The sequence below is a fragment of the Mycobacteroides chelonae CCUG 47445 genome (assembly GCF_001632805.1).
Classification (GTDB): Bacteria; Actinomycetota; Actinomycetes; order Mycobacteriales; family Mycobacteriaceae; genus Mycobacterium; species Mycobacterium chelonae.
Map to the genome: position 1 here is coordinate 1,489,184 of NZ_CP007220.1, position 15,072 is coordinate 1,504,255.

Consider the following 15,072-nt stretch of genomic DNA (forward strand, 5'->3'; position numbering starts at 1 on the left):
GCACCGATCAGGACGCTTCGCGGGCCGCGATGTCCTGTGCGAGCAAGTTCTCGGCCCGTTCGATGATGGCATCGACGGTGAAGTCGAAGTTGGCGTCAGAGATCGTCGCGATCGAATGACCGCGGGATGCCAGATCATGCAGGGTGGGGGCCAGCGAGGCGTTCGGCACCACGCTGCGGGCCTCGCCGGATGCGGGCATAACGGTGTCCATGTGCTCAAGCACCACGATGCCTCGGATATGCAGCGACAGCGAGAAGTACACATCTAACGCGTTATCCGGGCTGAATCCGACGCCGATCAGGGTTTGGACAAGCGATTCCAGGTTTTGAATGCTGGCCTGCAATGCCTCGGCGCTGAGCTCGCTGGTGCGCATCAAGATGAGCTCGACGAGCACCGGACGTTCCCGGAACGCCTGCCGCATTCGGCGGGTGTGACTGCGCAGGGCGTCCTGCCAGGTTTCGTCGCCAACGAAGGGTGCGGCGAAGTGATACTGCTTGGTGGCGCGGTCGGTCATCGCGTCGAGAAGCTCGCCCTTTTTGCGGAAGTACCAGTAGATACTGGTCACACCGACATCGAGATGCTTCGCTAGCAGCGGCATGCTCAGCCCACAGATCCCTATTTCCTCGGCGAGCTCAAATGCTCCGGCGATGATGTCCTCGGCGGTGATGGAGCCGCGGCGCCGTCGTTCCCGCTTAGGGCTTTGGGTGCTGGTCGTCCTGGCCTCGCGGCCGACACCGGCATGTCGCATGTGTAATCCTCGTCGTGCCCCCGTTGCGTCGATCTGCCCCGCCCTACGGACAAACGCCCTGATAGCAAGTTGGCAGAATACCGTAGAGACCTGGGTGGGCGGTCGGCTCCCCGTCGTGCACAGTTCGCTGAGGCGGTGCCGGCCGATCCGTCTCAGAGATTTGCGCGGGGGAGTTTCCGGTGGTGGTGGCGTCGCGGTAGTGCGGCCGCGACATGTCGCCGATCTGGTGATACCTCTGTGCGGTATGGCGACGTGCAGGCACCATTGACATTCGCAGCTGGCGGCATCGAGAAGGGTGTGGCGATGGCAATCGACAGGGATATCGACAGCGATATCGACGAGGAACCGGCGGTGGAGACCGCCGTGCAGAAGCCAGAGAAGAGGCACTGGTGGGCACGGCAGTACACCTTCACCGGTACTGCGGTGGGCCTGGTCTTTCTCTGGCTGTCCATGACTCCTTCGTTGCTTCCCCGTGGACCGCTGTTCCAAGCGCTGGTCAGTGGGGGCTCGGGTGCCATCGGGTACGCGCTGGGTGTGCTGGCGGTGTGGTTGGTGCGGTACATGCGGTCACAGGATTCGAGTCCTAAGGCGCCGCGCATCGCGTGGTGGATTCTCATCGTCGTGGGGATCATCGGTACCGCCCTGATGATCGTGTGGTTCCACTTTTGGCAGGACCGCGTGCGCGACCTCATGGGTGTGCCGAGGCTGAGTTTCTGGGCGCACCCGCAGACCGCTGCGATGTCCATCCTCGTTTTGTTCATCCTGGTCGAGATTGGCCAGCAGATCCGCCATCTGATTCTGTTCCTCATCGAACGGCTCAATCGCGTGGCCCCCAAACGTGTCTCGGCTGTGGTTGCGGTCACACTGGTTGTTGTTCTTGCGATGGCACTCATCAACGGAGTCGTCGTCAGGGTTGCGATGGATTTCTTGAACAACACCTTCTCGGCGGTGAACAACGAGGAGAACCCGGACAACCCCGCGCCTACGACGGCGCTGCGCTCGGGTGGGCCGGGGTCGTTGGTCTCTTGGGCTTCACTGGGTAACCAGGGCCGCGCCTTCATCGGGGGCGGTGCCACCACACAAGAGCTTTCGGCGTTCAACAAGGCTCCGGCCACCGAGCCGATCCGGGCCTACGCGGGTATGGAATCGGCCGACGGCATCAAGGCAACGGCCGAGTTGGCGGCCAGTGAGCTGGAACGTGAGGGGGGCCTGCACCGCAAGGTAGTCGCGGTGGCTACCACCACGGGAACCGGCTGGATCAACGAAGCCGAGGCAGACGCCCTCGAATACATGTACAACGGCGACACCGCCATCGTCAGCATGCAGTACTCATTTCTGCCCAGCTGGCTCTCGTTCCTGGTGGACAAGGAGAACGCGCGCCAGGCGGGACAGGCGTTGTTTGAGGCCGTCTCGGCACGGGTCCGCGCGATGCCGGAGGGGATGCGGCCCAAGCTCGTGGTGTTCGGGGAGAGCCTCGGGTCGTTCGGCGGTGAGGCCCCGTTCCTGTCGGTCAACAACATCGTGGCCCGCACCGACGGTGCGCTGTTCTCCGGCCCGACCTTCAACAACACGATGTGGCTGGAAGCCACCCATAACCGCGACGACGGTTCTCCGGAAGTGTTGCCCATTTACGACAACGGCAGAAACGTCCGATTCGCTTCGCGCCCAGAAGATCTCAAACGGCCCGCCGATCCGTGGGGACGTCCGCGCATCGTCTATCTGCAGCACGCGTCGGACCCGATCGCGTGGTGGAATTCCGACCTCATCTTGAGTAAGCCCGACTGGCTGCGCGAACCTCGCGGCTACGACGTGTTGCCCAGCATGGAGTGGATTCCGTTTGTCACCTTCTTGCAGGTGTCCGTTGATATGGCCGTGGCGGTCGATGTTCCCGACGGGCATGGCCATGTTTACGTCAAAGCCGTGGCCGATGCCTGGGCAGCGATTCTGCAGCCTCCGGGCTGGACACCGGAGAAGACTGAACGGCTGCGGCCGCTGCTGCGCTCGGGGGAGTAGCGGACCGCGCCCGTGCGGCGGCTGTTCCGTACGGTGGGCTGGGTGAGCCACACCCTGGGGTCAAGCAACTTCGTAAGCACCGCCGACGGGCGTGCGTTGCACTACATGGTCGCCGGAACCGGTGACCCGACAGTGGTCTTCGAGTCGGGAATGGGATTTTCGCGGTCGGCATGGGGGCTTGTGCAACCTCTTGTCGCCCAGCGTTTTCGGTCGGTGGTCTATGACCGCGCGAACTTGGGGCGCAGCGATGACGATGATCAACCGCGCACACTGGAGCGCATCACCGAGGATCTGGATGCCCTGCTGACGGCGCTCGATTCGGGCCCGTACATCCTGGTTGGTCACAGTTACGGTGGAACCATCGCGCTGGCGTCGACCGCTGCCGATCCGTCACGCATCGCGGGGATCATTCTCGTCGATCACTCCGACGAGAATCTGGATTCGTACTTCCGGCCGACCTCGCTCGGCCTCCAGATCCTCGGCACCATTCATCGTGCGGCACTCGATGCGCTGGGACGGGTGGGTCTGCTGTCGCACATCGTCCGCCGCATGATGCCGCGGATGCCGCGCGACGTCGTCGAGGACATGACGTCCGAAGATCTCACCTGGAGGGCAGGGCGGGCCGCTAACGAGGAGGACCGGCGCTTTGTGGCAGGGCTGGCGGGGTTGCGTGATAACCCGCCGATGGTCAACGGCATCCCCGTCACGGTGATATCGGGAGCCCGCGCCGAGTTTCTCAACGAGGAGACGCGGTCCGAGCTGAACGCTGCCCACCAACTGACGGCGCATCGGCTGGGAGCGCGCCACGTCGTGGCCCGCAAATCCGGACATCAGATAGTCCTCACCGAACCGCGATTGATCGCCGACGAGGTGTTTCGGATGGCGGGGGCATAAACCCTCTGTGTCGTATGTGACAAGCGTGGCTGCCGTGTTTGTTGAGGTAGTTGTCGTAATCTGAGGCTCGAGTTCTTCACGGTGCTCGGAACGGCCTTGCGAGGTAACAGTGGTGTCCATATCCCGTAGGGATGTCCTCAAATACGCCGCGGTCATGCCGGCCGCAGTGGCACTGGGTGGTGCCGCGTCGGCCGTAGCCGCCCCCCGTGCGAATGCGGCCTCTCTGGGAACACTCATCGATTACGCCGGTGGTGTCCCGACTCCCGAGTCGATCAAGGCAGCAGGGCATTTGGGTGCTATTCGGTACGTATCAGATCCGCGCAGTCCGGGGTTGTCGGCGGGTAAACCCATCAAGCTCACCGAGGCGCGCGATCTCTACCGGGCCGGTTTGAAGATCGTCTCCAACTACCAGTACGGAAAGCAGGACACTGCCGACTGGCTGGGCGGCCAGGAGGCCGGGATCAAGCACGCGCAGCGTGGCTGGCAGCTACACGTCGCGGCCGGCGGCTCCTACAACGTGCCGATATACGTCTCGATCGACGACAACCCGACTCCCGAGCAGTACAAGAATCAGGTGGCGCCGTATCTGAGGGCCTGGGAATCAGTGGTCGGCCATGCCCGCACCGGGCTGTATGGCAACTCCAAGACCATTGATTGGGCGCTACAGGACGGGCTGTGCTCGTATTTCTGGCAGCACAACTGGGGAAGTCCCAAGGGCTTCGTCCACCCTGAGGCGCACCTGCATCAGTTCGAGATCGACAAGCGTCAAGTTGGTGGAATCGGCGTCGACCTCAACGACATTCTCAAGCCCAGTTTCGGGCAGTGGGTCTGAGCGCATGCTTCGCCACGAGCGTGTGCGTGGATGGGTCGTGCCCTGCGAGCGATGGCGTGTACGTGTCGTGACACCCGGCACTGTTACGAGGCCGGTCATGACGGAAGGCATCACGCCGTGAGCGGCGGGGATGATTGTGTTTCTTGATGTTTCGGCTGCGGCCTGGCGGTTGAGCACGCCGATGCTCTGCACGCCTGCCTAGCCGATTGAGGGCTCGAGGCGCCCGATGAAGTGGTCGGGTGCCACGATCTCCCTGTGTGCCCGCTGCGCACACCGCACTCGGCCGTTCGGGTCGGCCCGATGCGATGGACCGCGGATTTCAGCCCATCGCGCGCGGGTTGGGCCGTGCGTTGGTAAGGCAGATGTCGACGGGTCGGTGATCGCGCGCGCGGCCGTACGTGGCAAGGCTTCGGCTGCGTGGATGCGTAGCTGGACAAACATCACCAGTCTCACCCGTCACAGAAGTTGGAACCGTGCTGCAATGCCAGCAAACTTGTGACGCGTGTTTTGTATTTGTGAGGCCACAACCACCTCTTCGTGGCCGTCGCGCGCGACACGCGCGAACACGTTTGGCGGTATCGGAATCTAACATAACGATTCGATAACAATCGATGTCTGATCTGCGATGTTATACCTACTCGACCGTAACCACCTGCATGCAGCGCGTTTGATTCGGCGGTCAGTAGCCAGCACGCGGCCTGCTGTTACGTAAGCGGTGGTTACTCTCGCGTAGAACTCGGCAGTAACTATTACGCCAGAAGAAATCGTCACCCCTCTTATGACACTCTTAAATCCAGACCTGCGGTGATGGTGCCGATGAACGTGCCTCAACGCTCCCGGTCGACAAGGACGACGACACGGGCGCGGCTGGATTCATGACTGATGGAAAGACGGGTAGCGGCGACGTGACGATCAACGAATACGACAAGGTGACCAGCTCTGAGGACCCCGACGCGAACAGTGCGGTCGATCCCGGTCCCAGCGCGGGTCCCGCGCTGATCGACCGTCTGGAGTCCGGTGAGCCCTATGCAGTGGCCTTCGGCGGTCAGGGCAGCGACTGGCTGGACTCACTCGCGGAGCTGGCGGCCTCGGCCGGTATCGAATCGGAGCTCGCCACCCTTGCCGGTGAGGCCGAACTGCGCCTGGAGCCCGTCGCCAAGGAACTCGTGGTGGTGCGCCCGGTCGGCTTCACACCGCTCACCTGGGTGCGTGCGCTGACCGCTGAGGAGCCGGTGCCCGCCGCCGCCCAGCTGACCTCGGCCGCGGTCTCCATGCCCGGCGTGCTGCTGGCCCAGCTGGCCGCCGTCCGTGCGCTGAAGATCCAGGGCCTGGATGTGGCCCAGCTTCCGCCTGTCGCCGTCATCGGGCACTCGCAGGGCGTGCTCGCCGTTGAGGCACTCAAGGCGCACGGTGATCGCGATGTCGAGCTGCTGGCCATCGCCCAGCTCGTGGGTGCGGCGGCCACCTTGGTCGCGCGCCGCCGCGGCATTGTGGTGCGCGGTAGCCGCACCCCGATGGTGTCGGTGACCAATGTCGACCCCGAGCGCATCAAGGCGCTTCTGGACGAGTTCGCCCAGGATGTCCGTACCGTTCAGCCGCCCGCGCTGTCCATCCGCAACGGTCGCCGCTCCGTTGTCATCACCGGCACCCCCGATCAGCTGTCGCGTTTCGAGCTCTACTGCGAGCAGATCGCCGATCGCGAGGCCGCCGAGCGTAAGGACAAGGTGCGCGGAGGCGCGGTGTTCAGCCCGGTCTTCGACCCGGTCAATGTGGAGGTGGGCTTCCACACGCCACGTTTGGCCGATGGTGTCGAGATCGCCGGCCGCTGGGCGGCTGCCGCGGGACTGGACGTCGAGCTGACCAAGGCACTGACCGAGGCCATTCTCGTCACCCCGGTGGACTGGGTGAACGAGGTGAACCACGTCGCCGACGCCGGCGCCCGCTGGATCCTGGATCTTGGCCCCGGAGACCTGCTGACCCGGCTGACCGCACCGGTGATCCGTGGCCTGGGGATCGGGATTGTGCCCACCGCCACTCGCGGGGGTCAGCGCAACCTGTTCATGCACGGCGCGGTCCCCGAGGTCGCTCGCGCCTGGACCAGCTTCGCGCCCACCGTGGTTTCGCTGCCCGACGGCTCGGTCAAGCTCTCTACCAAGTTTACCCGCCTCACGGGACGCTCACCCATCTTGTTGGCGGGTATGACGCCGACAACGGTTGACGCCAAAATCGTTGCGGCCGCTGCTAACGCGGGTCACTGGTCCGAGCTCGCCGGTGGTGGGCAGGTCACCGAGGAGATCTTCAGCAGCCGCATCGAAGAGCTGACCGGCCTGCTCGAACCCGGTCGCCAGATCCAGTTCAATTCATTGTTCCTGGATCCCTACCTGTGGAAGCTGCAGGTGGGCTCGAAGCGCTTGGTGCAGAAGGCTCGTCAGGCCGGTGCGCCGATCGACGGTGTCGTGGTGACCGCTGGCATTCCCGAGCTGGAAGAGGCCGTCGCACTCATCGAGGAACTCACCGACATCGGCTTCGCCCATATCGTCTTCAAGCCGGGCACGGTTGAGCAGATCCGCTCGGTGGTGCGTATCGCCGCCGAGGTGCCCACCCGCCCGATCATCATGCACGTCGAGGGTGGCCGCGCCGGGGGACACCACTCCTGGGAAGACCTGGACGACCTGCTGCTGGCCACCTATTCGGAGCTGCGCTCGCGTTCCAACATCACCGTCTGTGTCGGTGGTGGAATCGGAACTCCCGAGCAAGCTGCTGAATACCTCAGTGGCCGTTGGGCTTTGAAGTTCGGTTTCCCGTTGATGCCGGTCGACGGCATCCTCGTCGGTACCGCGGCCATGGCCACCTTGGAGGCCACCACCTCGCCGTCGGTCAAGCAGATGCTTGTCGAGACCCAGGGCACTCCCGAGTGGGTACCTGCCGGAAAAGCCCAGGGCGGCATGGCCTCCGGGCGCAGCCAGCTGGGCGCCGACATCCACGAGATCGACAACGCGGCCTCGCGTTGTGGTCGCTTGCTCGATGATGTCGCCGGTGATGCCGACGCGGTGGCCAAGCGTCGCGACGAGATCATCGCCGCGATGGAGCTGACCGCCAAGCAGTACTTCGGCAACGCGGCTGAAATGACATACGCGCAGTGGCTGAACCGCTATGTGGAGCTGTCCATCGGTGACGGCGACAGCACCGCCGATACCGCCGTGGCGCACTCGCCGTGGCTGGACATCACGTGGCGCGATCGCTTCAAGCAGATGCTCAAGCGCGCAGAGGCGCGGTTGCACCCCAAGGAATCCGGCCCCGTCGAGACGCTGTTCGCCGACGAGGCGCTGCTGGAACGCCCTGCCGATGCCATCGCGGCACTGCTGCAGCGCTACCCCGAAGCGGAGGCCATCAAGCTGCACCCGGCCGACGTCCCCTTCTTCGTCGCGCTGTGCAAGACGCTGGGTAAGCCCGTCAACTTCGTGCCCGTCATCGACAAGGATGTGCGTCGTTGGTGGCGCAGCGACTCGCTGTGGCAGGCCCACGACGCGCGCTACACCGCTGAGCAGGTGTGCATCATCCCCGGTACCGCCGCGGTGGCCGGGATCACCCGGGTCGACGAGCCGGTGGGTGAGCTGCTCAACCGCTTCGAGCAGACCGCCATCGACGAGGTAGTCGCGACCGGTGCCGAGCCCTTGCCGGTGCGTTCGCGGCTGCGTCGCCGCTGGGATGTCGAGGGCCCATTGGCGACCGTCCTGGATGCCCCGGATGTGCTGTGGTCCGGACGAATTGCCGTCAACCCGGTGCACCGGATCGCCCCGGACGGTGCCTGGCAGGTCTTCGAGGACCGCACCGCGTCGCACCCGTCGACCGGTGCACGCCTCGAGGTCACCGGCGACGACTCGGTGCGTCTGAGCGTGCCGCTGTCCGGCATCTGGGTTGACATCGATCTGACCTTGCCCGCCACGACTCGCGACGGTGGTACCCCGGTGGTCACCACTGAAGCTGCGGGCGCCGCCATGCGGACCGTGCTTGCGGTTGCCGCCGGTGCCGAGGATCCGGCCGGCCTTCCGCTGGTGGAAAATGGCACGGCACGTGTTGTCGCGCAGTGGGATCCGGAGCGCGTGGCTGACCACACCGGCGTTACCGCCGTCCTTCCGGCGCCGTTGGCGCCGGGGTCGTCGACCGTGCCCGACGCGCTGGTCGGCCTGTGCTGGCCCGCGGTGTTCGCCGCGATCGGCGATGCCAAGACCGCGGACGGTACGGGCGTCATCGAGGGTCTGCTCTCGCTAGTGCACCTGGACCATGCCGCCCACCTGATCGCCGCTCTCCCCGCTGAAGCAGCCGAACTGTCGGTTACCGCAACGGCTTCGGTGGCGACCGACACCGAGGTCGGCCGGGTTGTACCGGTTGACGTGACTGTGGCGGCAGCAGATGGCACCGTGTTGGCGACGCTGCAGGAGCGCTTTGCGATTCTGGGCCGCAACGGGGCGGCCGAACTCACCGACCCGGTCCGTGCCGGTGGTGCGCTCTCCGAGCACGAGGCGGACACCACTCGTCGCCGCCGTCGTGACGCAAAGATTTTCGCGCCCACCGACATGCGGGCGTTCGCGGTGGTTTCGGGTGACCACAACCCGATCCACACCGATAAGTCGGCCGCGCTGCTGGCCGGACTGGGATCACCGATCGTGCATGGCATGTGGCTTTCGGCCGCCGCGCAGCACGTGGTCACCTCTGCCGATGGCTCCAGCACTCCGCCGCGCACACTGGTCGGTTGGACCTCGCGATTCCTGGGGATGGTGCAGCCGGGAGACGAGGTTGACGTTCGGGTTGACCGTGTCGGAATCGATTCCGGCGCAGAGGTTGTAGAGATCCAAGCCAAGGTCGGCAGCGACCTGGTGATGTCTGCGACCGCTCGGCTCGCAGCCCCCAAAACGGTGTACGCCTTCCCGGGGCAGGGCATCCAGCACAAGGGCATGGGTATGGACGTGCGTTCACGTTCCAAGGCCGCCCGCAAGGTCTGGGACAACGCCGACAAGTTCACCCGCGAGCGTCTCGGCTTCTCCGTGCTGCATGTGGTCAAGGACAACCCGACGAGCCTCATCGCCGGTGGCGTTCACTACCAGCACCCCGAGGGCGTCCTGTACCTGACGCAGTTCACTCAGGTGGCGATGGCCACTCTGGCCACCGCGCAGATCGCCGAGATGAAGGAATCCGGTTCGTTCGTCGAGGATGCGATCACGTGTGGTCACTCCGTCGGTGAGTACACCGCGCTGGCCACCGTCAGTGGCGTCATTCCGCAGGATGGTCTGCTCGAGGTGGTGTTCCACCGCGGGTCGGCGATGCACGACATCGTGCCGCGAGATGAGCAGGGGCGCAGCAATTACCGCCTCGCCGCGATCCGCCCGTCGCAGATCGGGCTGGAAGACGCCGATGTCAGCGCGTTTGTCGCGGGGATCGCCGAACACAGCGGAGAATTCCTGCAGATCGTGAACTTCAACCTGCGGGGCTCGCAGTACGCCATCGCCGGAACTGTGCGCGGCCTGGAGCTGCTGGAGGCCGAGGTCGAGAAGCGTCGCGAAGAGTTCGGTGGCCGGCGCTCCTTCATCATGGTGCCGGGCATCGACGTGCCGTTCCACTCCGAGGTGCTGCGGGTCGGCGTTGCCGAATTCCGCCGTTCGCTGGAGCGGGTGCTGCCCATGGACGGCGACCCGAACCTGATCATCGGGAAGTACATCCCGAACCTGGTGCCCAAGCCGTTCACCCTGGATCGTGAATTCATCCAGGAGATCCGGGATCTGGTTCCCGCCGAACCGCTCGACGAGGTGCTGGCCGACTACGACACCTGGCGCAACGAGAAGCCGGTGTTGTTGTGCCGCAAGGTGCTTATCGAGCTGCTCGCCTGGCAGTTCGCCAGCCCGGTGCGGTGGATCGAGACCCAGGACCTGCTGTTCACCGAGGAGGCCGCCGGCGGCCTTGGCGTGGAGCGCTTCGTTGAAGTGGGCGTGAAGTCCATGCCGACCGTCGCCGGTCTGGCCAACAACACCCTGAAACTGCCCGAGTACAGCCACAGTTCGATCGAGGTGCTCAACGTCGAGCGCGATCACGCGGTGCTGTTCGGAACGGACAGCGATCCCGAGCCCGAGCCTGAAATCGAGGAGCCCGCGGAAAGCACTGCGGCCCCGGCGTCTGCCGAGGCTGCACCGGCCGCAGCACCTGCCGCTCCTGCGGCGCCGTCGGGCGGCCCGCGTCCGGAGGACATCGGCTTCGACGCCTCCGATGCGACGCTTGCGTTGATCGCGCTCTCGACGAAGATGCGCATCGATCAGATCGAGCCGGTGGACTCCATCGAGAGCCTCACCGACGGTGCATCCTCGCGTCGTAACCAGCTGCTGGTCGACCTGGGCTCCGAGCTGAACCTGAGCGCTATCGACGGTGCCGCCGAGGCGGACCTGTCCGGATTGCGGGTGCAGGTCACCAAATTGGCGCGTACCTATAAGCCGTTCGGCCCGGTGCTTTCGGACTCGATCAATGATCAGCTCAAGACCGTTTTCGGACCTTCGGGTAAGCGTCCGGCCGCCATCGCCGAGCGGATCACCAAGACCTGGGAACTGGGTCCGGGCTGGGTCAAGCACGTCACCGTCGAGCTGGCGCTGGGTACCCGTGAGGGCACCAGCGTCCGCGGTGGCGACCTCGGCGGCCTGGCACCGAGCACGCTGGCGGACGGTAACGCCGTCGATGCCGCGATTGACGCCGGTGTTGCGGCAGTGGCCGCGCGCCGTGGCGTCGGGGTATCTCTGCCCTCGGCCGGTGGAGGCGGCGGTGCGACCGTCGACGCTGCCGCGCTGAGCGAGTTCACCGACCAGATCACCGGTCGCGACGGTGTTCTCGCCTCGGCCGCACGTCTGGTGCTCGACCAGCTGGGTCTGTCGGCCCCGATCGCCACTTCGGACGGTGCGACCGATACCGAGCTCATCGAGCTGGTTTCGGCCGAATTGGGTTCGGACTGGCCGCGTTTGGTGGCGCCGAGCTTCGACGGCAAGAAGGCCGTGGTGTTCGACGACCGCTGGGCCAGCGCCCGCGAGGATCTTGCGCGCCTGTGGATCACCGAGGAAGGTGAGATCGACAGCCAGTGGGCACAGTTGGCCGAAAACTTCGAAGGTGCCGGGCATGCCGTTGGCGCTCAGGCCAATTGGTGGCAGGGCAAGTCGCTGGCACAGGGCCGCAACGTGCACGCTTCGCTGTACGGGCGGATCGCCGCCGGCGCCGAGAGCCCCGAGCAGGGCAAGTGGGGCGGCGAGGTCGCGGTGGTGACGGGTGCTTCCAAGGGCTCGATCGCCGCATCCGTGGTCGCGGCGCTGCTGTCCGGTGGCGCGACGGTCGTCGCCACCACCTCGCGTCTTGACGAGGACCGGCTGGCGTTCTACCGCAACCTGTACCGCGAAAGTGCGCGGTTCGGCGCCAAGCTGTGGGTCGTACCGGCCAACATGGCCTCGTACGCCGATATCGACGCGCTGGTGCAGTGGGTGGGCACCGAGCAGTCCGAAAGCCTTGGGCCGATGTCGATCCACCTCAAGGACGCGCAGACCCCGACGCTGTTGTTCCCGTTCGCCGCACCGAAGGTGGTCGGGGATCTGTCGGAAGCCGGTTCGCGTGCCGAGATGGAGATGAAGGTGCTGTTGTGGGCCGTGCAGCGGCTCATCGGTGGCTTGTCGGCCATTGGCGCGGAGCGCGATATCGCCTCGCGTCTGCATGTGGTGCTGCCGGGTTCGCCGAACCGCGGCATGTTCGGTGGCGACGGTGCGTACGGCGAGTCCAAAGCGGCGCTCGATGCACTGGTCACCCGCTGGAAGGCGGAGTCGTCGTGGGCGTCGCGAGTCAGCCTGGCGCACGCGCTGATTGGCTGGACCCGTGGCACCGGGCTGATGGGTCACAACGACGCCATCGTCACCGCCGTCGAAGAGGCGGGAGTCACCACGTACTCCACCGCGGACATGGCATCCATGCTGCTGGCGCTGTGCTCACCTGAAGCACGCGTGCAGGCCGCACAGACACCGGTCGAGAAGGACCTCACCGGTGGGCTGGCCGAGGTCGAGCTCGACATGGCCGAGCTGGCCGCCAAGGCCCGCGAGGACATGGAGGCCAAGGCGAAGGCCGAGGCCGCCGCATCCGCCGAGGAGGAGGACGACCCGAACCTCATTGCGGCACTGCCGTCTCCGCCGCGCGGTTACACCTCGACGCTGGCTCCGGAATGGGCCGACCTCGATGTCGACCCGGCCGATCTGGTGGTCATCGTCGGCGGTGGCGAGCTGGGCCCGCTGGGCTCCTCGCGTACCCGCTACGAGATGGAGGTCGACGACGAATTGTCGGCCGCCGGCGTGCTGGAGCTCGCGTGGACCACCGGACTGGTCAAGTGGGAGGACGATCCCGAGGCCGGTTGGTACGACACCGAATCCGGTGAACTGGTGCCGGAATCGGAGTTGGTGGAGCGTTACCACGACAAGGTGGTCGCCAACATCGGTGTCCGCGAGTTCGTCGACGACGGTGCGATCGACCCCGATCACGCTTCGCCACTGCTGGTGTCGGTGTTCCTGGACAAGGACTTCACCTTCACGGTGTCGACCGAGGCCGAGGCTCGCGAGTTCGTGAAGTGGGACCCCGAGCACACGGTGATCCAGCCGTTGGCCGATGGCAGCGACTGGCAGGTAACCCGCAAGTCGGGTACCGAGGTTCGAGTGCCGCGCAAGACCAAGCTGTCGCGGACCGTGGGTGCCCAGATTCCGACCGGTTTCGATCCCACCGTCTGGGGTATCACCCCGGACATGGTCAGTTCCATCGACCGGGTGGCGCTGTGGAACATGGTCGCGACGGTGGACGCATTCTTGTCGGCGGGCTTCACCCCGACCGAGCTGATGCGCTGGGTGCACCCGAGCCAGGTGGCCAACACGCAGGGCACCGGTATGGGCGGCATGACCTCGATGCAGACCATGTACCACGGAAACCTGTTGGGCCGTAACAAGCCGAACGACATCCTGCAGGAAGTGCTGCCGAACGTCGTTGCCGCGCATGTGGTGCAGTCCTACGTCGGTTCCTACGGCTCGATGATCCACCCGGTGGCCGCGTGCGCTACCGCGGCGGTGTCCGTCGAGGAAGGCGTCGACAAGATCCGCCTCGGCAAGGCACATCTGGCGCTGGCCGGTGGGTTCGACGACCTGACGCTAGAGGCCATCATCGGCTTCGGTGACATGGCCGCGACCGCCGACACCGAGATGATGCGGGCCAAGGGCATTGCGGACAAGCGGTTCTCGCGGGCCAATGACCGTCGTCGCCTTGGGTTCGTCGAGGCGCAGGGTGGCGGCAGCGTGCTGCTGGCACGCGGTGATCTGGCGCTCAAGATGGGTCTGCCGGTGCTCGCGGTGGTCGCGTACGCGCAGTCGTTCGGTGACGGCGTGCACACCTCCATTCCGGCTCCGGGTCTGGGCGCGCTCGCGGCCGGACGCGGTGGCAGGGATTCGGATCTGGCGCGCTCGCTGAACAAGCTGGGCGTGACGGCCGATGACATCGCCGTCATCTCCAAGCACGACACATCCACGCTCGCCAACGATCCGAACGAGACTGAGCTGCATGAGCGGCTCGCGGCCTCGCTGGGGCGCTCGGATGGTGCGCCGCTGTTCGTCATCTCGCAGAAGAACCTGACCGGCCACGCCAAGGGCGGCGCCGCGGTGTTCCAGATGCTTGGCCTGTGCCAGGTGCTGCGCGACGGCGTCATTCCGCCGAACCGCAGCCTGGACTGTGTCGACGATGAACTGGCCACCAGCCAGCACTTCGTGTGGCTGCGCGAGTCGCTGCCGCTCAAGGAGAAGCTGCCGTTGAAGGCGGGTCTGGTGACAAGCCTGGGCTTCGGTCACGTGTCGGGTCTGGTCGCGCTGGTGCATCCGCAGGCGTTCATCGCCTCGCTGCGTCCGGAGGATCGTGAAGATTACGAGAAGCGCTCGCGTGGGCGTGTTCTCGCCGGACAGCGTCGCCTGGCCTCCGCCATGGCCGGCGGCCGCCCGATGTACGAGCGGCCGGACGGACGTCGCTTCGACCATGACCACGATGAGTCGGAGAAGCGCCAGGAAGCCTCGATGCTGCTTGATCCAGGTTCGCGCCTGAGTGAGGACGAGGTCTACCACCGGTGATTGTCGGTATCGGGATCGACCTGGTCACCATCTCCGAGTTCGGAGAGCAACTAGCGAGTCCCGGAACGGCTTTCGGGTCCGCGTTCACGCCGGGGGAGCGGCGGGACGCGGCCTCGAAGACGGGTGGAGAGGCGCGATACTTGGCTGCCCGCTGGGCCGCCAAGGAGGCCGTCATCAAGGCATGGTCGGGGTCGCGGTACTCGCAGCGGCCGGTGTTACCGGAGAACATCCACCGGGACATCGAGGTCGTGACGGACACCTGGGGCCGGCCCCGCATACGGCTTTCCGGGGCAATCGCCGAGTACCTCGCGGATATGACGGTGCATGTGACTCTGACGCATGACGGCGACACCGCGGCGGCATTTGTCGTTCTGGAACAGGAAGCCGAAACGCCTTCTTAGCGTCGAGTGTGCGGATACAGCTGG

At 65.5% G+C, this 15,072-nt stretch carries 6 protein-coding genes; 5 read left to right on the forward strand and 1 reads right to left on the reverse strand.

The window, feature by feature from the left end; translation table 11 throughout:
- Positions 1 to 7 precede the first annotated feature (7 nt).
- A complete protein-coding gene (locus BB28_RS07350; protein WP_030094967.1) occupies positions 8 to 748 on the reverse strand; it encodes a TetR family transcriptional regulator in 741 nt (246 codons plus the stop codon).
- 303 nt (positions 749 to 1,051) lie between these two features.
- Between BB28_RS07350 and BB28_RS07355 the strand changes: the two genes are divergently transcribed.
- The 5 genes from BB28_RS07355 (at position 1,052) to acpS (ending at position 15,048) form a co-directional block, all read left to right on the forward strand.
- The gene (locus BB28_RS07355) at positions 1,052 to 2,761 is read left to right on the forward strand and encodes an alpha/beta hydrolase (protein ID WP_046255621.1); all 1,710 of its coding nucleotides are present in this window, start codon (positions 1,052 to 1,054) and stop codon (positions 2,759 to 2,761) included.
- Between the two features lie 42 nt (positions 2,762 to 2,803).
- Positions 2,804 to 3,655: an alpha/beta fold hydrolase gene (locus BB28_RS07360; protein ID WP_046255622.1), complete on the forward strand. Its 852-nt coding sequence runs from the start codon at positions 2,804 to 2,806 to the stop codon at positions 3,653 to 3,655.
- A gap of 109 nt (positions 3,656 to 3,764) precedes the next feature.
- Complete coding sequence (locus BB28_RS07365) at positions 3,765 to 4,487, forward strand: glycoside hydrolase domain-containing protein (RefSeq protein ID WP_046253018.1); 723 nt, start codon at positions 3,765 to 3,767, stop codon at positions 4,485 to 4,487.
- 905 nt (positions 4,488 to 5,392) lie between these two features.
- On the forward strand, positions 5,393 to 14,647 hold the full coding sequence (locus BB28_RS07370; protein WP_046255623.1) for a type I polyketide synthase: 9,255 nt from the start codon (positions 5,393 to 5,395) through the stop codon (positions 14,645 to 14,647).
- Positions 14,644 to 15,048 carry a holo-ACP synthase AcpS gene (acpS, locus tag BB28_RS07375; RefSeq protein WP_046253019.1) on the forward strand — a complete coding sequence of 135 codons (405 nt, stop codon included), beginning with the start codon at positions 14,644 to 14,646 and terminating at the stop codon, positions 15,046 to 15,048. The genes BB28_RS07370 and acpS overlap by 4 nt, the downstream gene beginning before the upstream one ends.
- The last annotated feature ends 24 nt before the right edge of the window (positions 15,049 to 15,072 follow it).

Coding starts and splice junctions, on each gene's coding strand:
- BB28_RS07355 (WP_046255621.1), top strand. CDS start 1,052: ATGGCAATCGACAGGGATATCGACAGCGATATCGACGAGGAACCGGCG.
- BB28_RS07350 (WP_030094967.1), bottom strand. CDS start 748: ATGCGACATGCCGGTGTCGGCCGCGAGGCCAGGACGACCAGCACCCAA.